This window comes from Pseudomonas fluorescens, assembly GCF_002022275.1.
GTDB classification, from domain to species: domain Bacteria; phylum Pseudomonadota; class Gammaproteobacteria; order Pseudomonadales; family Pseudomonadaceae; genus Aquipseudomonas; species Aquipseudomonas fluorescens_AJ.
Genome location: NZ_MSDF01000031.1, coordinates 83,503 through 102,655, shown reverse-complemented (window position 1 = coordinate 102,655; position 19,153 = coordinate 83,503). Strand labels below are relative to the sequence as shown.

General features: G+C 61.8%; 18 protein-coding genes. 8 read left to right on the top strand and 10 right to left on the bottom strand.

Annotated elements, in window-relative coordinates:
- Positions 1 to 36 precede the first annotated feature (36 nt).
- The 4 genes from BFW87_RS22380 to BFW87_RS22365 are packed head-to-tail and all read right to left on the bottom strand — an operon-like array spanning position 37 to position 4,286.
- Complete coding sequence (locus BFW87_RS22380; protein ID WP_078741887.1) at positions 37 to 1,254, bottom strand: phosphopentomutase; 1,218 nt, start codon at positions 1,252 to 1,254, stop codon at positions 37 to 39.
- Positions 1,251 to 2,558 (bottom strand): thymidine phosphorylase, encoded by a 1,308-nt coding sequence (gene deoA, locus BFW87_RS22375; RefSeq protein ID WP_078741886.1) that lies wholly within the window; start codon positions 2,556 to 2,558, stop codon positions 1,251 to 1,253. The genes BFW87_RS22380 and deoA overlap by 4 nt, the downstream gene beginning before the upstream one ends.
- 10 nt (positions 2,559 to 2,568) lie before the next feature.
- Positions 2,569 to 3,834: a NupC/NupG family nucleoside CNT transporter gene (locus BFW87_RS22370; protein WP_078741885.1), complete on the bottom strand. Its 1,266-nt coding sequence runs from the start codon at positions 3,832 to 3,834 to the stop codon at positions 2,569 to 2,571.
- A gap of 53 nt (positions 3,835 to 3,887) precedes the next feature.
- Positions 3,888 to 4,286, bottom strand: coding sequence for a cytidine deaminase (locus BFW87_RS22365; RefSeq protein ID WP_078741884.1), 399 nt, complete (start codon positions 4,284 to 4,286; stop codon positions 3,888 to 3,890).
- Between the two features lie 220 nt (positions 4,287 to 4,506).
- Here BFW87_RS22365 and BFW87_RS22360 point away from each other — a divergent pair, with 220 nt between their 5' ends.
- From BFW87_RS22360 to BFW87_RS22350, 3 genes are read left to right on the top strand one after another with little or no spacing between them, the layout of a single operon-like run.
- A complete protein-coding gene (locus BFW87_RS22360; protein ID WP_078741883.1) occupies positions 4,507 to 5,454 on the top strand; it encodes an ornithine cyclodeaminase family protein in 948 nt (315 codons plus the stop codon).
- A gap of 20 nt (positions 5,455 to 5,474) precedes the next feature.
- Positions 5,475 to 6,608, top strand: coding sequence for an NAD(P)/FAD-dependent oxidoreductase (locus BFW87_RS22355; RefSeq protein WP_078741882.1), 1,134 nt, complete (start codon positions 5,475 to 5,477; stop codon positions 6,606 to 6,608).
- Positions 6,608 to 7,234: a helix-turn-helix transcriptional regulator gene (locus tag BFW87_RS22350; RefSeq protein WP_078741881.1), complete on the top strand. Its 627-nt coding sequence runs from the start codon at positions 6,608 to 6,610 to the stop codon at positions 7,232 to 7,234. Before BFW87_RS22355 ends, BFW87_RS22350 begins: the two co-directional genes overlap by 1 nt.
- A gap of 127 nt (positions 7,235 to 7,361) precedes the next feature.
- On the opposite strand, the gene BFW87_RS22345 is transcribed toward BFW87_RS22350, so the two are convergent.
- On the bottom strand, positions 7,362 to 8,138 hold the full coding sequence (locus BFW87_RS22345) for an ABC transporter substrate-binding protein (protein ID WP_078741880.1): 777 nt from the start codon (positions 8,136 to 8,138) through the stop codon (positions 7,362 to 7,364).
- Positions 8,139 to 8,384: 246 nt separating this feature from the next.
- On the opposite strand from BFW87_RS22345, the gene BFW87_RS22340 reads away from it, so the two are divergent.
- From BFW87_RS22340 to BFW87_RS22325, 4 genes are read left to right on the top strand one after another with little or no spacing between them, the layout of a single operon-like run.
- The gene (locus BFW87_RS22340) at positions 8,385 to 9,107 is read left to right on the top strand and encodes a response regulator (protein WP_078741933.1); all 723 of its coding nucleotides are present in this window, start codon (positions 8,385 to 8,387) and stop codon (positions 9,105 to 9,107) included.
- Positions 9,104 to 10,165, top strand: coding sequence for an ATP-binding protein (locus BFW87_RS22335; RefSeq protein ID WP_078741879.1), 1,062 nt, complete (start codon positions 9,104 to 9,106; stop codon positions 10,163 to 10,165). Before BFW87_RS22340 ends, BFW87_RS22335 begins: the two co-directional genes overlap by 4 nt.
- A gap of 16 nt (positions 10,166 to 10,181) precedes the next feature.
- A complete protein-coding gene (locus BFW87_RS22330) occupies positions 10,182 to 10,394 on the top strand; it encodes a hypothetical protein (protein WP_078741878.1) in 213 nt (70 codons plus the stop codon).
- Entirely contained in the window at positions 10,384 to 10,722 is a 339-nt protein-coding gene (locus tag BFW87_RS22325; protein WP_078741877.1) for a hypothetical protein, read from the top strand. The genes BFW87_RS22330 and BFW87_RS22325 overlap by 11 nt, the downstream gene beginning before the upstream one ends.
- Before the next feature lie 26 nt (positions 10,723 to 10,748).
- On the opposite strand, the gene deoC is transcribed toward BFW87_RS22325, so the two are convergent.
- Positions 10,749 to 11,432 carry a deoxyribose-phosphate aldolase gene (gene deoC, locus BFW87_RS22320; protein WP_078741876.1) on the bottom strand — a complete coding sequence of 228 codons (684 nt, stop codon included), beginning with the start codon at positions 11,430 to 11,432 and terminating at the stop codon, positions 10,749 to 10,751.
- A gap of 112 nt (positions 11,433 to 11,544) precedes the next feature.
- On the opposite strand from deoC, the gene deoR reads away from it, so the two are divergent.
- On the top strand, positions 11,545 to 12,309 hold the full coding sequence (gene deoR, locus BFW87_RS22315) for a DNA-binding transcriptional repressor DeoR (protein ID WP_078741875.1): 765 nt from the start codon (positions 11,545 to 11,547) through the stop codon (positions 12,307 to 12,309).
- 7 nt (positions 12,310 to 12,316) lie between these two features.
- Here the strand turns inward: deoR and BFW87_RS22310 are convergent, their stop codons facing one another.
- The 4 genes from BFW87_RS22310 to BFW87_RS22295 form a co-directional block, all read right to left on the bottom strand.
- Complete coding sequence (locus BFW87_RS22310) at positions 12,317 to 13,390, bottom strand: aldose 1-epimerase family protein (RefSeq protein WP_078741874.1); 1,074 nt, start codon at positions 13,388 to 13,390, stop codon at positions 12,317 to 12,319.
- A complete protein-coding gene (gene fucP / locus BFW87_RS22305; RefSeq protein ID WP_078741873.1) occupies positions 13,387 to 14,718 on the bottom strand; it encodes an L-fucose:H+ symporter permease in 1,332 nt (443 codons plus the stop codon). The genes BFW87_RS22310 and fucP overlap by 4 nt, the downstream gene beginning before the upstream one ends.
- Positions 14,719 to 14,739: 21 nt before the next feature.
- Entirely contained in the window at positions 14,740 to 15,660 is a 921-nt protein-coding gene (rbsK, locus tag BFW87_RS22300; protein WP_078741872.1) for a ribokinase, read from the bottom strand.
- 221 nt (positions 15,661 to 15,881) lie between these two features.
- On the bottom strand, positions 15,882 to 18,881 hold the full coding sequence (locus BFW87_RS22295) for a type III effector HrpK domain-containing protein (protein ID WP_078741871.1): 3,000 nt from the start codon (positions 18,879 to 18,881) through the stop codon (positions 15,882 to 15,884).
- Between the last annotated feature and the right edge of the window lie 272 nt (positions 18,882 to 19,153).

Here is a 19,153-nt window from a genome sequence, read left to right as displayed (position 1 = left end):
CTCCCACAGGGGATCGGTGGTGTTTGAAAAAACTCACTAGAGAAACGAACGCCCCCACGCCAACGGCGCCAACCCCAAATGCGCCGCCAGGGTCTGGCCGATATCGGCAAAGCTGCCGCGCTCACCCAGCCATCCGGCGGGTAATCCCGCGCCGTACGCCAGCACGGGCACATGCTCGCGGGTATGGTCGCTGCCGGGGCGGGAAGGATCGCAACCGTGATCGGCGCTGATGATCAGCAAGGTCTGGGCGTCCATGCGCGCCAGCAATTCGGGTAGCCGACGGTCGAAAGCCTCCAGCGCGGCGGCGTAGCCGGCCAGGTCGCGTCGGTGGCCGTAGAGCATGTCGAAGTCGACGAAGTTGGCGAATACCAGGCTGTTGTCGGGCGCCGCGTGGCAGGCCTCAAGCGTGGCGTCGAACAGCGCGTCGTTGCCGTCTGCCTTGTACAAACGGCTGATGCCGCGGTGGGCGAAAATGTCACCGATCTTGCCTACCGCATGCACCGTGCCGCCCGCTTCACACAGGCGATCCAGTAACGTCGCCGAGGGCGGTGGCACGGTGTAGTCGCGGCGGTTGCCGGTGCGGCGAAACTCACCCGCGCGTTCCCCGGTGAATGGCCGGGCAATCACCCGGCCTACCGTGTATTCATCACACAAGGTGCGCGCGATTTCACACACCCGGTACAGCGCTTCCAGCCCGAAATGGCTTTCATGAGCCGCAATTTGAAACACGCTGTCGGCCGAGGTGTAGCAAATCGGCTGGCCGCTGCGGATATGCGCCTCCCCCAAGTCGTCCAGCACGGTGGTGCCTGAGGCATGGCAATTGCCGAGGATGCCGGGCAACCCGGCCTTTTCGATCAAGTCGGCGAGCAACCGGGGCGGAAAAGACTCGACCGGTTGCTCGAAATAACCCCAATCAAACAACACCGGCACGCCCATCATTTCCCAATGCCCGGACGGTGTGTCCTTGCCTGACGATTGCTCGCGGGCATGGCCGAAGGCGCCGATGGGCGCGGCATTGCCCCAATGGCCGGGCAACGGCCCGTCACCACTGGCGGCCGCTGCCGCCCCCAACCCCAACGCGCCGAGGTTCGGCAAGCACAGTGGCCCGCTGCGCGACGGGCCATCGGCCTCGCCCCGGTCACAGGCCTCGGCGATATGACGCAAGGTGTCAGCCCCGGTATCGCCAAACTCGGCAGCGTCGGCGCTGGCACCGATGCCCAAGGAGTCGAGCACCAACACGATGGCCTTGCTCATAGGATGGCCTGGATCAAGGCGCGCGCAGGCAGGCTTTCGCCGCCCAGTCGATAGGCTGAGCGCAAGGCACGGGCCCCTTGCTCGGCCTGCGCTTTATCGCGCGCGTGAACCCACCCGATTGGCCGTTGCGCGCTTACCTGTTCACCCACCAGGGCCAGCTCGCTGAAGCCTACGGACAAGTCCAGTACGTCATCGGGATGACTGCGTCCGCCGCCCAGTGCGACCACTGCCAGGCCCACCGCACGGGTGTCGATCTCAGTGACGCGTCCCTCAGCTTCGGCCCACACCGGCATCGACACAGCCGCCTTCGGCAAGTAGGCGTCGGGGTTTTCAGTGAAGTCCTGCGGGCCGCCCAAGGCGCTGACCATCTGCCCGAATCGCCGCAGGGCCGCCCCGCTCTGCCACGCCTCTTGCAGTTGATCCCGGGCTTGCGCCTCGTCGCGGGCCATGCCGGCCATTGTCAGTACCTCGGTGGCCAGCGCCAACGTCACCGCCCACAAACGCTCACTGCGCACCTCGCCCTTGAGCACGGCGACCGCTTCAGCCACTTCCAGGGCATTCCCGGCACTGCGCGCCAGCGGCTGGTTCATGTCGGTGATCAGCGCGCGGGTATTGACCCCGGCGCCGTTGGCGACGGCGACGATACTCGACGCCAGTTCGCGGGCCTGTTCAGCCTCGGCCATGAAGGCGCCGTTGCCGGTTTTCACGTCCATGATCAACACATCGAGGCCGGCGGCGAGTTTCTTGCCCAGGATCGACGCAGTGATCAGGTCGATCGACTCCACCGAGCCGGTCACATCGCGGATCACGTACAGGCGCTTGTCCGCCGGGGCGAGGTTGGCTGTCTGACCGATGATGGCGCAGCCGACCTTAGCCACCACTTCGCGCAGCCGTTGCGGGCTGGGTTGGCAGTCATAGCCGGGAATGCTCTCGAGCTTGTCCAGGGTGCCGCCGGTATGCCCCAGGCCACGCCCGGAAATCATCGGCACGTAACAGCCGCAGGCCGCGAGCAACGGCGCCAGCAGCAGGCTGATCAGGTCGCCGACGCCGCCGGTGGAATGCTTGTCCACCACCGGCCCGGGCAAGTCCCAGCTCAGCACCTGGCCGGAATCGCGCATGGCCTCGGTGAAGACGATACGCTCGGTCACGTCCATGCCCTTGAGGAAGACCGCCATGGCGAACGCCGCGACCTGCCCATCGCTGAGGCTGGCGTCGGCAATCCCGGCGACAAACCGCTGAATATCCGCCGCCGCCAGGGCGTGGCCGTCGCGCTTACGCCGAATCACTTCTTGTGGCAACCACATACCGCACTCCTTACAGCACAATGAAAAAGCCGACGATGGCCGCACTCATGAGGTTCGACAGCGTGCCGCCGATCATCGCCCGCAGGCCCAGCCGCGCCAGTTCCTGACGGCGTTGCGGGGCAATTCCGGACAGGCCGCCAAGTTGAATGGCGATCGAAGACAAGTTGGCAAAGCCGCACAGGGCAAACGTGACGATCACCTGGGTGTGCACCGACAGCAGCGGCACACCGGCCTCGGCCGCCTTGGCCGGGGTCAGGTAATTGGACAGGTCGGCATAGGCGACGAATTCGTTGAGCACCAGTTTTTCACCGATGAAGCCGCCCGCCATCACGGCTTCGTGCCACGGCACGCCGAGCAGAAACGCGAGGGGCGCCAGCACGTAGCCGAGGACCAGTTGCAGGGTCAACTGCGGATAGCCGAACCAGTTGCCGGCCCAGCCCAGCAGCCCGTTGAACAGGGCGATCAAGGCAATAAACGCGAGCAGCATGGCGCCCACGGCCAGGGCCAGGCGCAAACCGACCTGGGCGCCTTCGGCGGCGGCGTCGATGATATTGGTGGGGCGATTCTCACCGTGGTCCAACTGCGAGATGACCTCTTCGGTGCTGGCGGTTTCGGTCTCCGGCTCCATGAGTTTGGCCATCAGCAAGGCCCCGGGCGCCGACATGAAACACGCGGCGATCAGGTACTTGAGCTCAACCCCCAGCCCGGCGTAACCGAGCAGTACCGAACCGGCCACGGCGGCGAAACCACCGACCATCACCGCGAACAACTCCGAGCGTGTCAGCCTGGCAATGAACGGCCGCACGACCAAGGGCACTTCGGACTGACCGATGAAAATCGCCGATGTCACCACCATCGACTCGATACGGCTGGTGCCGAGCAACAGGCGCAGGGCGCCGCCCACCAGGCGGATGATCCAGCCCATCACGCCGATGTAATACAGCACCGAAATAAAGCTGCCGAAGAACACGATCATCGGCAGCACGCGGATGGCGAACACAAACCCACCGTTGCCGAACACCTCGAACATCTGCGGTGAACTCAGGCCACCGAACAGAAACTCGATGCCCTTGTTGGCGTAGAGCTGCAGCGAGGCCACCGCACCGGAGAGCGAGGCCAGCACCGTCTGGCCCCAAGGCACGTACAGCGCGAAGGCGCCGATCAGGACCTGCAGCGCAAAGGCTACCGAGACCGTGCGCCAATTGATTGAGCGGCGTTGATGGGATAAAGCAATGGCAATGGCAATAAGCGTCGCTATTCCGACAAGACTGATCATGCAGGCGTCTCACAGTGGACCAAGCGGATGCAGGCCCGCAGGCCTGCCAGGGATTAGAAAGCGTCGAAGGCGCCCGGCAGCAATTGCGCCAGGGTCCAGGTACGTGTGGCCGCCGGGTCATTGCCCAGGCAGATCACCACCGCATCCTTTGCCATCAACTCCAGCATCACCTGGCGGCAGGCACCGCAAGGGCTTATCAGCGAAACGTTTGGCGCGTACACCGCCATGGCCTTGAAACTGCCTGGCGCATGGCCCTGGCTGATGGCGCTGAACAAGGCGCTGCGCTCGGCACAGTTGGTCAGGCCATAGGAGATGTTCTCCACATTGCAGCCCAGCACCACTTCGCCGTCGGCGGTCAACAAGGCTGCCCCGACCGGAAACTCCGAGTACGGCGCATAGGCCCGGCCAGCCGCCTGTATTGCCTGTTCCATCAAACCTTGTTCATTCGTCATGCGCAGTGCCACCCCTTTTTGTTGCGGGTACGACCAAGCCGGTCGCGCCGCTATTATTTTGGTATTTAAATAACATTTAATGTGATTTTTCAATCTTTTTCGAAGGGTATGCAGCGAGGCGCCCGCCAGCGCGGCGTCGACCGCCTTTTTTACGCGGGTATATTGCTCAACAGAACTAAAAGTCCATAATGGACAAAATAGTTTATATACGGAAATATCCATGTCCAGTACGCCTCTTGTGATCAACCGGGCTCAGGCCCGTGAACTGCTCGCCAAAATCGACGTGCCTCACGTCTTGCACAAACTGTTCCGCGACATGGCCGCCGGGCAGGCGGTGCAACCGGCGCAACAGTGGGTGGAGTTCCCCAACGGTGCCGGTGACTTCATCAATTACCTGGGCGTGCTGGCCGAAGATGAGGTGTACGGGGTCAAGACTTCGCCGTATATCGTGCGCGAGCAGGGGCCGCTGGTGACGGCCTGGACACTGTTGATGTCGATGCATACCGGTCAACCGCTGCTGCTTTGTGATGCAGCCGAACTGACTACCGAGCGTACGGCTGCGACCACCGCGTTGGCGGTGGACGCACTGGCACCCGCCACAGCGCGGCGCCTGGCAATCATCGGCAGCGGCAAGGTCGCCCAGGCGCATGTGCGCTATGTGCAGAACCTGCGTGACTGGCAAAGCATGCGTCTGTACTCGCCAAGCCTGGGAGACGCCAGCGCTGAAACCCTCGCCCGCCTCAACGGCCTGGACCCGCGCCTGACCTTCGCTGCAACCTGCGATGCGGCCCTGCAAGACGCCGACGTGATCCTGCTGTGCACCTCGTCGGCCGGCCCGGTGATCGACCCGTCGCGCCTGAGCAAACCGGCGCTGATCACCTCGATCAGTACCAACGCACCGCGTGCCCATGAAGTGCCGCCGCACAGCCTCAACGGCATGCAGGTATTTTGCGATTACCGCCAAACCACACCGGGCGCGGCCGGCGAAATGCTGATCGCCAGTGAACGCCACGGCTGGGACAAGCGTGCCGTGATCGGCGACCTGCCGGAGTTGCTCAGCGACATGGTCCCGCGCCCCGAATACGACCGTCATGTGTTTTTCCGCTCAATCGGGCTGGGCCTCGAAGACGTGGCCCTGGCCAACGCGCTTTACCACATCCCGCGCTAAACCCGCTTCAGGAGACGTTCATGAGCCATGCAGACTTCATCATCATCGGCGGCGGCATTGCGGGCGCGTCGACCGGGTTCTGGTTATCGCAGCACGCCAAGGTGCTGGTGCTGGAGCGTGAAAATCACCCGGCCTATCACTCCACCGGGCGTTCGGCTGCGCTTTACACCGCCGCCTACGGCACGCCGCAAGTGCGCGCGCTGACCCTGGCGAGTCGTGAGTTTTTTGATCACCCGCCGGCGGGTTTCTGTGAGCACCCGCTGCTGACACCGCGTGGTGAGATGACCGTGGACTTCAGCGGCGACCCGGCGGAACTGGAAAGCCAATACCAGAGCGCCAAGGCCACCGTGTCGCAGGTGCAGCGGCTGAGTGCCGACGAGGCGTGTGCGCGGTTGCCAATCCTGCGCCGGGAAAAAGTCCACGGTGCGATCTTCGACCCTACCGCCAGCGACATCGACACCGACGCTCTGCATCAAGGCTACTTGCGCGGTATTCGGCGCAACCACAGCGAAGTGCGCACCGACAGCCACGTGCTGGGCCTGAGCCGTGACGCCGAGGGTGTGTGGCATGTGCGTACCCAGGACGCGACGTACACAACGCCGGTCATCATCAATGCCGCCGGGGCCTGGGCCGACCATATCGGCGGGCTGGCCGGTGCGGCGTCCATAGGCCTGCAGCCCAAGCGCCGCTCGGCCTTTATTTTCGCCGGGCCCGAGGGCCTGGACACGCACCATTGGCCAATGCTGGTAGCCCTCGACGAGGCCTTTTACATGAAGCCCGACGCGGGCATGTTCCTCGGCTCGCCAGCCAATGCCGACCCGGTCGAGCCCCAGGACGTACAGCCCGAAGAACTGGACATCGCCATGGGCATCTACCAGATCGAAGAGGCCACCACGCTGACCATCCGCCGCCCGACCCGCACCTGGGCGGGGCTGCGCAGCTTTGTGCACGATGGCGATTTGCTGTCGGGCTTTGATCCTCGCGTGCCCGGGCTGTTCTGGGTCGCGGCGCAAGGCGGTTACGGCATCCAGACCTCACCGGCGATGGGCCAGGCCAGTGCGGCGCTGGTGCGCGGCGTGCCGTTGCCGGAGCCACTCACGCGGTTCGGCCTGGACGCTGGTATGCTCTCCCCCGTCCGCCTGGAGCCGCATTGATGAACACCGCCGAACACGACAAGGTCATGCAAAATTTCCGCGCGATTGCTGATGCAATCGCCACGCTGTTCTTTCCGCATGCCGAAGTGGTGCTGCATGACTTGCGCACACAAACCGTTGATTACATCGCCAACAACCTGTCGAAGCGGGCCATTGGCGACGACTCGGCGCTGGAAGACATGGTCAGCGATGATGTCAGCGAAGTGAATATCGGGCCGTACGAAAAGCTCAACTGGGACGGTCAGAAAATTCGCAGCCTCAGCACGGTGCTGCACGACCACACCGGTCAGCGGCTCGCGGTGCTGTGCATCAACCTGAATATTTCCCTGTTGGCAAACGCCAAGGCCGCGCTGGACCTGTTCCTGTCGCCGAGCAAGCTGATCCCGCAGCCGGACTCACTGTTTCGTGATGACTGGCAGGAACGCATCAATACGTTTTTGCATGCCTGGATGCGTGAGCGCCAATTGAGCCTGAATCTGCTGACCCGTGACCACAAGCGCGAACTGGTGCTGGCGTTGCATGCCGAAGGGGCGTTCAAGGGCAAGAGTGCTTCGAACTATGTGGCCAATGTGCTGGGGATGGGACGGGCGACGGTTTACAAGCACCTCAAGGAATTGAAGGGCTAGTTGATCGTTCCCACGCTCCGCGTGGGAATGCATCCGGTGACGCTCCGCGTCACGACTTCAAGAGCCGGACGCAGAGCGTCCGCAGCGGCATTCCCACGCGGAGCGTGGGAACGATCATTGACTAAACTCAGTCGCCGTAGATGTCGGACTTGAAGTACTGCTGCGAAATCTTCTGATACTCACCATTGGCCCGAATGCCATCAATCGCCGCATTCAACTCGCCGACCAGTTCGGTATTGCCCTTGCGCACCGCAATCCCGGCGCCCTCGCCCACATATTTGGGGTCTTTGAGTTCCGGGCCGACAAAGGCATACCCCTGACCACGCGGCATCGACAGGAAGTCACTCAACGGAATGGTGTCGGCAAAAATCGCATCAAGACGCCCTGCCGCCAGGTCCATGTAGATTTCTTCGTTATTGCTGTAACGCTTGACGTTAATCCCCTTGGGCTCAAACACCTCGGTGGCATAACGATCAGTGGTGGTGGCGCGCTGCACGCCGATGGTCTTGCCTTTGAGGCTGGCGTACTGGTCGTCCACCACGGCACCGTCTTTCATGACCAGACGCGAGGAGGTGAAATAGTACTTGTGGGTGAAGTCCACTGACTTCTTGCGATCGTCATTGATGGTCATGGATGACAAGGCCATGTCGATTTTCTTCACCTTAAGGGAAGGAATCAGACCGTCGAACTCACCTTCCACCCACACACATTTGACCTTCATCTGCGCGCACAACGCGTTGCCGATGTCGTAGTCGAACCCGACGATCTTGCCGTCCTGGGTCTTGGACGCGAACGGCGGGTACGCCGCCTCGATGCCGATGCGCAGGGTTTTCTCCGCCGCCAGCAGGTGGCTGGAAGCGAGCAGGCTCAGGGCCAGGCCGGTAATGAGGGCGCGTGTCTTCATGATCAGGGTCTCGCAAGTTATTGTTTGTTTGGCAAGAAGGGAAAAACGTGAAACGTCATTTTTTATACTTATAATTCCATACTGGACTTTTGTGTATGGATCGTCAACAGAGCCAAAACCTGCTGACCGGGGAGAAAATAAGCACGCGTCTCCATCGTTTCTCCACAAAACCTCCCATGAAAGTGCATGGTTATTTCGCACAATCAGCACTGCACACTCACACAAGGCACCGGGACCGAGCCCACCATGAATGACTTCCCCGCTAGAGAAACCCAGGCGCTGGTGCTGATCGCAGAAGACGAGCCCGAGATCGCGGCCATTCTGATTGCCTACCTCAACCGCAGCGGTTTTCGTACCGCCCATGCACTCGATGGCCGACGCGCCCTGGAGATGCACCTGGCACTCAAGCCGGACCTGCTGCTGCTCGATGTGCTGATGCCCCATGTGGACGGCTGGCAGGTGCTGGCTGAAGTGCGCCATCGCGGTACGACGCCGGTGATCATGCTGACCGCGCAAGACCAGGACCTGGACAAGCTGATGGGCCTGCGCATCGGCGCCGACGACTACATCGTCAAACCCTTCAACCCGGCTGAAGTCGTGGCGCGCACCCAGGCGGTGCTCAGGCGTTCGCTCGCTCACAACGACCGCGCCAGCCCCACGGTGCTGCGGGTGGACGCATTTGAAATCGATCTGGAAAGCTATGAAGTCACGCTGCACATCGCCGGCAAGCGTGTGCCGCTGGCGCTGACCGTCACCGAGTTCAGGTTGCTGGCCCAGTTGGCGAAGGCGCCAAAACGCGTGCTGACACGCGCCGAACTGCTGGCCCAATGTTCACCGGAGAGTGACAGCCTGGAGCGCACGGTCGACAGCCATATCAGCAAGTTGCGCCGCAAGATCGAAGACGCCGGCCTGCAAGGCGTGCCCACCAGCATCCGTGGCGTCGGCTATCGCTTTGGAAGTGCCTCGTGAAAATGCTTAACGGCTTGAGCCGCCAGATCATTCTGTCCATGTCCGCCGTGGTGCTGTGTGTGATCGCCCTGGCCGTCCTCGGCTCGTATATTTTTTATGCGCTGTTGTGGACGTACTGGCCGCTCACCAACGAAGAGGTGGATGCGTGGCTGCCGGCGAACATCGAATGGGCCTGGATGGGCTTGACCACCTGCGTCAGCCTCGCGGTGGGTTCGATCGTGGCGTTGAAGCTGTCCCGGCGGATTTTGATGCCGCTCAATTCCGTCGCCGAGAACCTGCGCAAACTGGCCGACGGCGACCTCGACGTACAGGCGGTGGCCGGTGACCAGTCGATTGGGGAAGCCGCGATCCTGGTCAACGACTTCAACAGCATGGCCCAACGCTTGAAGCGCATGGCGCAGGAGCAGGCGTTCTGGAACGCGGCGATTGCCCACGAACTGCGCACGCCCCTGACGATCCTGCGCGGGCGCCTGCAAGGGTTGGCAGAAGGCGTATTCGAACCGGACACCGCGCAGTTCTACAGCCTGCTCGGCCAGGTGGAAGGCTTGACGCGTTTGATCGAAGATTTGCGCGTTGTCGGCCTGGCGGACAGCGGCTACCTGGAGCTCAACCTGCAAGACGCCGACCTGGCGCAGGGCATCGAAGACGACGTCAGGCTGTTCGAGCCGAGCCTTGTCGCCGCAGGCTTCGTACTGCAGCTGGACCTGCAACGCCGCACGCTGCGCTGCGATCCCACGCGGATTCGCCAGGCCTTGCTGGCGTTGCTGGGCAATATCCGGCGGCACGCGACACCAGGAAACGTCATCGTGCACCTGAGCACGCGCGGCGGCATCAACTACCTGCGCGTGCGCGATGACGGCCCGGCTATCGACGAAGGCTTCGCCACGCATATGTTCGAAGCCTTCCAGCGCGGCGAGAACTCCCGCTCCCGCGCCCAGGGCGGCAGTGGCCTGGGGTTGGCGGTGGTGCGTGCGATCGCCCTCGCCCATGGCGGGGCGGTGACCTGCCGGAAAATGGAAAACGGCGGAACGCTGCTCGAACTCAGCTGGCCTGTGTGACTGGGCGGACACTGCGATGCGCCTACTTTCGTTGATCCTCAAGAAAACCAGCCGTTGTCGGCACTTTGCGTTATTGGATGCCCAGGGCCTTTGCATCGCGTTCAAAAGCTGCCACGCAACCCCGCAGAACGGGCACTGGCTGGAAGTTGAACGGGTCAACCTGTGCTGGCTCGGCAAGCCCCTTCCCGGCAGCGTCCGGGCCGTTCACGAGCGTGAACATGCCCAATGATCTGGCACAGCTTGAAGCGTCATTGAAGCTGCAAACGGCCCGGCTGAAACGACTGCAGCGGGTTTGGGTACCGTTGCAGCAACGCGCGCCCAAATGTGTCTTGATGTTATGGATCGTTGGCGTTTGCGCGTCGCTGGCTACGCAGTGTTACGCCCACTGGCTGGTCACCGCGCCACTGATCGGCGGGTTGATCGTGGCCGAGATCATCATTGATGAGCGGCAAATGACCCTGGCCTTACGCGCAGACCAGGCGCGGGACTTGCTCAGGGAGGCCCGCTCGCCACAGATACAACACTCGCCGACCTATTCCTTAAGTGAACAGCATTAACGCCAGTGAGTGGCTTTTTCGTTCAGTCAGTAACCCGCCGCACTCGCCGGTGCGCCACTGACAATGCTCACCCCCGAACTCGTGCCCAGGCGCGTGGCGCCGGCTTCGATCATTGCCACTGCGGTGGCGTAATCACGCACCCCGCCCGACGCCTTGACCCCCATGTGCGGGCCCACCACGCCGCGCATCAGCGCGATGTCTTGCGCAGTCGCGCCGCTGCGGCTGAACCCAGTGGAGGTTTTCACGAACGCCACGCCGAGGTCGCGGCAGATTTCGCAGGCGCGGGTCTTTTGCGGGTCGTCCAACAGGCAGGTTTCGAGAATTACCTTAAGCGGCACCGCGCCGCAGGCCTGTTGCACCGCAGCGATGTCGTCGCGCACCGTATCGAACAACCCTTCGCGCAGCGCGCCGATATTGAGCACCATGTCGATCTCGCCCGCACCTGCGGCGATTGCCTGACGGGCTTCGAAGGCTTTACTCTCGCTCAGCCCGGCGCCCAGGGGGAAACCCACCACGGCGCAGACTTTGACCGATTGGCCGGCGAGCAACTGCGCGGCATAAGGGACCTGACCCGAGTTCACGCACACGGAATAAAACCCGTATTCCAGCGCTTCGCTGCACAACACGGCGATCTGTTGACGCGTGGCGTCGGCCGCCAGCAACGTATGGTCTATAAACTGTGCAAGTGCTGCCGGTTTGATCGAGCTCATAAAGTAAAGTCCTGGTGGAGAGACGCGAGGGGTGTCGAACGTTAGAGGCCACACCCCGAACATGTTAATATAGTAACACCAAATGTTTAATTAACAACAAATCGGAACGCCTGTGGAAAGCAAACAGTCAGAACGCATCAAACTGATCCAACAAGCCTTGCAGGACCAGAAAGCGATCCATCTGCGCGAGATGGCCGCGTTGCTCGACGTCTCTGAAATGACCTTGCGCCGCGACTTGAATCGCTACCCGCAGACTTTCCACCTTTTGGGTGGGCACATCACCCTGGCCTACGACCCCAGTGACGCGCCCGATTACAAGGTCACGGAACAAGGCACTCGCCACGTTGAAGAAAAACGCCGAATCGGCAAGCTTGCAGCGGCGTTCATCAAAAGCGGCGACACGGTGTTTTTCGACTGCGGCACCACCGTGCCCTATGTGATCGACTTCATTCCTGACGAGCTGGAATTCACCGCCGTGTGCAACTCGCTCAACGTGCTGCTCAAGCTGCAGCAAAAACCCAATTGCACCATCGTGCTGTGCGGCGGCACCTTTCACCGCAAAAACCAGGTGTTCGACCACGCTGATGAAAGCAGCATCCTCGACAGCGTGCGCCTGACCTGGGCGTTCATCTCGGCCGCCGGGGTGAGCGAGACCTTCGGCGTGACCTGCTTCAATTTCAATGAAGTGGGGGTCAAGCAGAAGGTCTTGCGCCAGGCCCAGCACAGCTTGCTGCTGGCCGACCACAGCAAGTTCGACGCCGTGCGCACCGCCCATTTCGCTACCCTGGACCAGTTCAGCGTGGTGATTTCCGACAAGAAAATCCCGAAACACTACCGCGAATTGATCCTCACGAACGGCGCGCAATGTGTGGTGTGAACTGCCCTTAATCGCCCCATTCTCGGCCGAGCTGGCGGCGTTCTTCGGCCGATAAATACCCCGTGGTGACACTGAACGTTGCGCATTGCCCGGCCGCGAGCGAGCGCACATTGCCCTTGGCTTTTTCCACACGGTAGCCTTCGGGCTCGCAGGTGGCGGGCAACACAAAGGCGGCGACACCCTGGTCGGCGTTGTGCAGGATCCAGCGGGTGGCATGGGAAAACTGTTCTGGCCGATAGCGCGTGTAAAACGCGGCACCACCGGGATGGTCGAGTAGAAAATGCGTATTTCCCGCCGCATCTGCGGGCACGTCTTCGAAGAAGCAGACGATTTCCGGGTCGTACAGCGCCGGTGTGTCCAGGGTGTTCAGCCGTGACGGGTCTTCGCTCAACTGCGCGATATACGCCGACCACTCGGGCGTCGGTCGCACATGGGCAGGCACGCTTTGGCGAACACGCACCCGAGCCCCGGCCAATGGCTGGACCAGACGGCCGTCAGGCACGTAGGCGTAGTTCATGTGCGCCATGTACATCAGCTCCATGGCCTTGCCCGCGAGATTGGTCACTTGCATGCCGATGTCAAACACGCCCGAGCCAGGACGCAGGGTCACCGACGGCATGGCCTGATAATGGTCGCCAAACCCTTGTACGTATTCATACCTGCCGTTCAGCCGCAGGTAAGGCCCCGCTACGTCTTCGCCGACCTCCAGCCACGCCGCGTCCATTGGCGCACAGGGCATTTCGCCGTGCAGGGGGTGGTCGTCGTCTGGCGCGGGGCAGCCGTTGCGCAACAGCCCCGCGTGAAACATGAAGCAGCCGTAGGTGCCGATGACCGTGGTGCTTGGCTTGGGCTGGCTGAACATGTTGCGCATGGTCAGGTCGCAGCCATCAAATTGCGCCGACCAGATCATCTGGCCTTGATAAGGCAAGGCCACCACGCGCCCCCGGGCATTCTCCAGCGCGAGGGCTTTCACACCACTGGGGTAGGTCCAGGCCAGTACGCGAAAATCGGCGGATTCCAGCAAAACTGTCTCAACACCTGTGAACTGCTCGGGTGACAAGGCGACGGTGAGCGCGTTCATGACGCCACCGCCACGTCGGCCTGCAGTTGCGTGGCGCGGGTGTGGCGCATGCACGACCAGGCATAGGCAACAATCACCACAAAACACAGCAACGGCACGGTGTAGGCCAGTTGCATATTGCCGTGGGTGGCGTCGGACAACAGGCCCTGGAACACCGGAATCACCCCTCCGCCGACAATGCTCATGACCAGCAGCGAGCCGCCAACGCCGGTGTCTTCGCCCAGCCCGTCAATGGTCAGGCCGTAGATGGTCGGCCAGCACGGCCCGAGGAAAATGCTCACCCCCACGGCGGCATACACGGCGCTGATGTTCGGCACCAGAATGGTGTAGGCCAGCAACACGATGGTCAGCACCCCGTAGATCGCCAGCACCTGCGCCGGGTGCAATTTACGCATCAACAGATTGGCAATCATCTTGCCGACGAAGTAGGCGGCAAACGTGGTGAGCAGGAACCACGAGGCGCTGCGCTCATTCATGCCGCCCATCTGCATCGCCAGGCGAATGGTGAAACTCCACACGCCCACCTGCGCGCCCACATACAGAAACTGCGCCAGCACACCAAAGGTGAAACGCGGGTTCTTCGACAGCCGCAAAAGGCTCTGCCCCAGGCTGCTTTTTTTGACGTCAGCCTTGGCGTTGCCCCGGCACGCAGGGAACCGGGTGATGGCGATCAGGATGAACATCAGCACCAGTACGGCGATCATCCATTTGTACGGCAGCAGCGTTGACTGGATCATCTCCAACTGCTGAATCGCCGCCTCGGAGGCGCTCATTTGCGTGAGTTGTTCGCGCGTGGCATCGGTGTCCTTGAACATCACGAAACTGCCGACATACACCCCGGCCATCGCGCCGAAGGGGTGAAACGTCTGGGAGATGTTCAAACGGCGCGTGCCGGTTTCGCGCGGGCCCATCAAGGTCGAATAGGTATTGCAGGCGGTTTCGAGGAAAGACAGCCCGCACGCGATCACAAACAGCGCCATCAGGAACATGCCGTAAGTGGCCGTCGACGCCGCGGGGAAGAACAGTGCGCAGCCCAGCATATAGAGCAACAACCCCGTCAGAATCGTGCTTTTGTAGCCGAAGCGCCGCACGACCATGGCCGCTGGAATTGCCACGAAAAAATAGCCCAGGTAAAACGCCGACTGCACAAAGGCCGTCTGAAAATCGCTGAGCAGGAAGGCCTTTTTTAAATGTGCGATCAGCACGTCGTTCATGCTCGCCGCCGCCGCCCACAGGGCGAAAATACTGCACAGCAGCAGGAAGGCGAACCATGGCGTGCGGTTGAGGTAGAAACCATCCGGGGTCTGTTGGAGCGGGACTTTTGTCATTGTTATTCTCCGAGGGAAGGATCAGACGTCGTTGAAGAACTGCGCGAACGTGGCGGCGTCGGGATAGGAACTTTGGGTGCCTAGTGCGGTGACCGAGCAGGCGGAATACGCCACGGCACGGGTCATGGCCGCGCGCATATCGCCTTGCTGGCTCCAGTAATGGGCAAAGCAGCCAATGAACGCATCGCCGGCGCCGGTGGTGTCGCGCGCAACCACCGTGCGCCCCGGCACGTGGAACTCGCCCTCCTCGCCCACGTACAGCGCGCCGTTTTCGCCCAGCGTGACGATGACGTGGCGAATGCCTTGCGCGCTGAGTTCGCGCGCGGCGATCAAGGCGCTGTCGGGGCCGTCCACCGGCTTGCCGGTGATCAGCGCCAGTTCACTTTCGTTGGGGATGAAGAAGTCCAGCAGCGCCAGATGATCGCGGCTAAGCCCCGCCACGGCAGGCGCCGGGTTGAGCAACACCGCGATGCCGTGGCGCTTGGCAAACTCGATGGCGTGATAGACGGTCGCCAGCTCGATTTCCAGCTGCAGCACGATCAGGCTGCAGTCGCGCAGCGCGGCCTCTGCCGCGTCGATGTCGGCAGGTTGCAAATGCGCATTGGCGCCTTTGACGATGAGGATGCTGTTGTGGGAATCGCTCTGCACAAAAATCGGCGCCACCCCACTCGACACCCCGGCCACACGGGTGACGTAGCGCGTGTCGATGCCATGGCGCTGAAAGTTGGCGAGCGTGTTGTCGGCGAACAGGTCGTCACCCACTTTCGTCAGCATCAACACCTCGGTGCCAAGCCTGGCGGCAGCCACCGCCTGATTGGCGCCTTTGCCGCCGCAGCCCATGGCAAATCCCGGCGCTTCCAGCGTTTCACCTTGACGAGGCATGCGGTCGATGTAGGTGATCAAATCGACCATGTTGCTACCGATGACGGCGATCTTGTTCATGGGTTTTCTTACCTTGTGCACGTCATGGCAGGCACCAGGACGTTGTTGTTTTGTTATTAAAGTAACAATTAATGTGATTATTCAATCTTTTTCTGATCAACGCACATGAAATGTGCGAGGTGCTCGCCGGCGAACGCATGGCAAAAAAAAGCCACTCGATTGAGTGGCTTTTGTGCGGGGATTGCCTCAGGCACGTGTGGCGGCGGGTTTACCGCGTGACATCAGGAAGTCCACTGTTCGCCGCCCGGCCAGTCTTTGGTGGGAATATCGGCAATGGACCCGTCTTTAACCCCGTCGATCCCATAGCGCTCGATCGAATCGCCCAGTACATCACCAAACTTGTCCGACTTGGCCTGCGCCTGGCCTTCCTTGACCAGGCCCGGGATCAGCGTGGCCAATATCGCCACACCGGCGCCAAGGAAGCCCAGCACCCCCGCCGTGGCCGCCAGGCCCGGGAGGAAGCGCGGCAGGTTCGCCCCGAGCAAGCCAAGCCCGCCTTCCACGGCCGAGGCACTGCCCGCCAGCACGCCCAGCGAGCCTGCGGTGATGCTGAAGCCGCCGGCGAGTTTATCGCCGCGCCGCAACGCGTTGACCCCGTCAAAAATGCCATAGGCCCCGGCAACGATACCCGCCAGGCCGCCGATGCCCTTGGCGGCCTCCTCGAAGTTCTTCGCCACGACCTGGGCGTGCTTGCCGTCCTTGACGTTGGCCTTGACCTCATCGAGCAGGTCGAGCATGACCTTGCCGTCTTTCATGTCCTTGAGGGTTTGTTCGCCGTTTTTGATCGACTTGGCGAGATGCTCCTGATACCCCTTCGAGCCGCCCTCGATCAGCACCGTGGCGGTCTGCACGGAACCGGTGGAGATGTCGACGATGTTGCGATCGGTCAACTTGCCGCCGCTCTGCGCCCCGCGCGCAATGGTGACACCGGCCAGGAACAGCCCGCTCACCCCGTGCAGCACACCGCTGCTGTAGGCACCTTTGGCACCGCCATTGGGGTCAAAGTCCGAGAGTTTGCCCATTTTGTCGAGGGCCTTGGTGCCCTGGCGCAACAGGTCCCAGTTACCTCGAAAGCCCGCCAGCACCTGGTCGGTGGTGGCCACGGTGCCGTCCTGGTTCAGCAGCAACTCGGGGCTTTCCTGGCGCATCTGGTCGATCAGCTTGCGCACCTTGTCTTCGTCCAGCGTGTCGCCACCGTCCTTGCCGAAGGCGGTCTTAAGGTTGTCAAAGGTGGCGTCCTTGAACAGGTTCTCCTGGGCGATGGTGGAGAAATTGTCGTTGAGCTGTTTGTCGTATTGGGCGGTGAACTCGGGGTCAAGCGCAGAGTTGTAGAGCGCCACTTCGAGGCTGAACTCGGAGGCCGCCTGCTCGGGGGTGTTGTTCTTGAGCAGCTCGCGCATGCGCTCGCCGCTGGCCAATTGGTCCTTGTAGAAGGTCTTGAAATCGTCATTGTGCGACGACTTGGCGACCGCGCCCTGAATCGCCTTGGCATCGTCGATGCCGAGGATCGATTGCAGGCTGGTGGCGGTGGCGTAGAACGTGGCCAGCGCGGTGTGCTGGTCGGTCTTGCCGTCCTTGGTGTTGGCGTCCCAGGCCGCGTCCAGTGCCTTACCGGATTTGACCTGATCTTCGTAGGTCTTGGTGACGGCGTCCTTCAGGCCGGGGTTTTGCTCAAACAGCGTCTTCACCGCTTTGTCGCCCGCGTCCTTGATGTAGTCGGCGGTGGCCTTGTCATCCTGCAGGATGGACATGTGGCTGTTGATGTCCTCCAGCAGCTTTTGCGGCTCCCAGATCGCGCCTGAACGGTTGGCAATCGAGACCTTGCCGTAGTCGCTGCTCCACACCCCGGCGTTGGCCCCGTCGACTACCAGTTTCTGCGCTTCCTGCAGTTCGAGCAGCACGGCGGCTTTTTGCTCGGCCGTGTATTTTTCCGGGTGCTCGAAAATGTCTTTGTCCAGCTTGCTGGTGTCGACCTTGCCCGTGACGTTGCCGGCGGCCACATCGGTGATCAGGGCGGTCAGGGTTTGGGCGTCTTTGGGCGCGGAGGTTTTCAGCCAGTTCTGCACGTCATCGCGGCTGATCTTGCCGTCGGGTTTGTCACCGATGCTGTTGCTGGCCGTGTCGAGTTTGCGGAACGCGCCTGGCTGGGCGAAGAAGTTCAGCGCCTCTTTCTCCTCCTTGCTCAACTGCGGATTCTGTTTGAGGTAGTCCTGTATGTTCTGTTCGGTAACGGCCCCGTCGGCGCCGGTCTTGCCACGGATCGAATCGTATTTGGCATCAAGAATCGCGCCGTACTGGGCGACTTGTTTGGAGCCTGCGTCAGCATCCGGGTTGGCCTTGAGGAAATCCTTGTAGCTGCCGATCTCGCTGTTGGCCGGCGGCTTGGCCAGTGCTTCGAAACCGTGTTTGCCAAAGTCCTGCAAGCGCCCGGCCTCGGTGCCATGGCGCGCTTCGCCGCTTTTGGTGAAACCGTCGACACTGCTGTTGGCCACGTCCTTGCCGGTCAGCGCCTTGCCCTGGTCGTCGTAGCCCACCACGCGGTCGAGCACCTGGCTGGCACGGAAGGCCGCGTTAGGATCCTTGTCGAAATCGCCGACCTGCTCCTTCAACGCGTCCTTCACCCCGCTCTGGTTGCCGAGATTTTTGAGCAGAGGGTTTTCATCAATGATGTCCTGGGCCGAGCGCTTGTCGCCCTCTGGCAGCTCCCAGACGATGCCAGCCTTGTCGGCCGCGTCGCGACGACTCTCGTCCTGGCTCACATGGTCTGCATGCTGCAGTTCGCCCTTGAGATTGTCCCAGCCGTATTTGCCGAAATCCTGCAGGCGCCCGGCCTCGGTGCCGTGCTTGGCGTCGCCGCCCTTGGTGAAACCGTCGACACGTCCGTTGTCGATGTCGTTGCCGGCGAGGCGTGAGCCACTTTCGTCGAAACGCTCGACATGCTCCAGCACCTGTTTGGCACGGTAGGCGGCGTCTGCGTCGTGCTCGAAATCGCCCACACGTTCGCGCAACTTGTCTTTGACGCCGCTCTGGTTGCCGAGGTTTTTCAGCAGCGGGCTGTCGTCGATGATATCCCCGGCCGAGCGATGGTCATCCTTGGGCCGCTGCCACTCGATGCCGGCGTCTTTGGCCTTGGCCCGGTCTACCGCGTCCCCCCATTCGGCGCTGGAATCGCTCTTCGTGACGGTCTTGATCTCGGGGGTGTTACTGACCGGTGATGACATGATTGTGCTCCTTGATTGCGAGGCCGCAGCCATGACCGTTCAGGACGGTGATGCCGGGCAGACAATGAGAGCAAAGGCCATGATGGTTACTGAAAAATGACAGGCTTCATGGCCATCCCTGACCAAACCTGACTTCAAAGCTACTCATGCGCAACAGGACAACGGGGCAAATGGCACTTGTGAAATGTTGTGAAAACTGGCTGTCCAGGCGCTGTTTTTGATCAGCACCTGAACCGCACAAACATCGAGCACTCGGGTACCAAAGCCGGGCA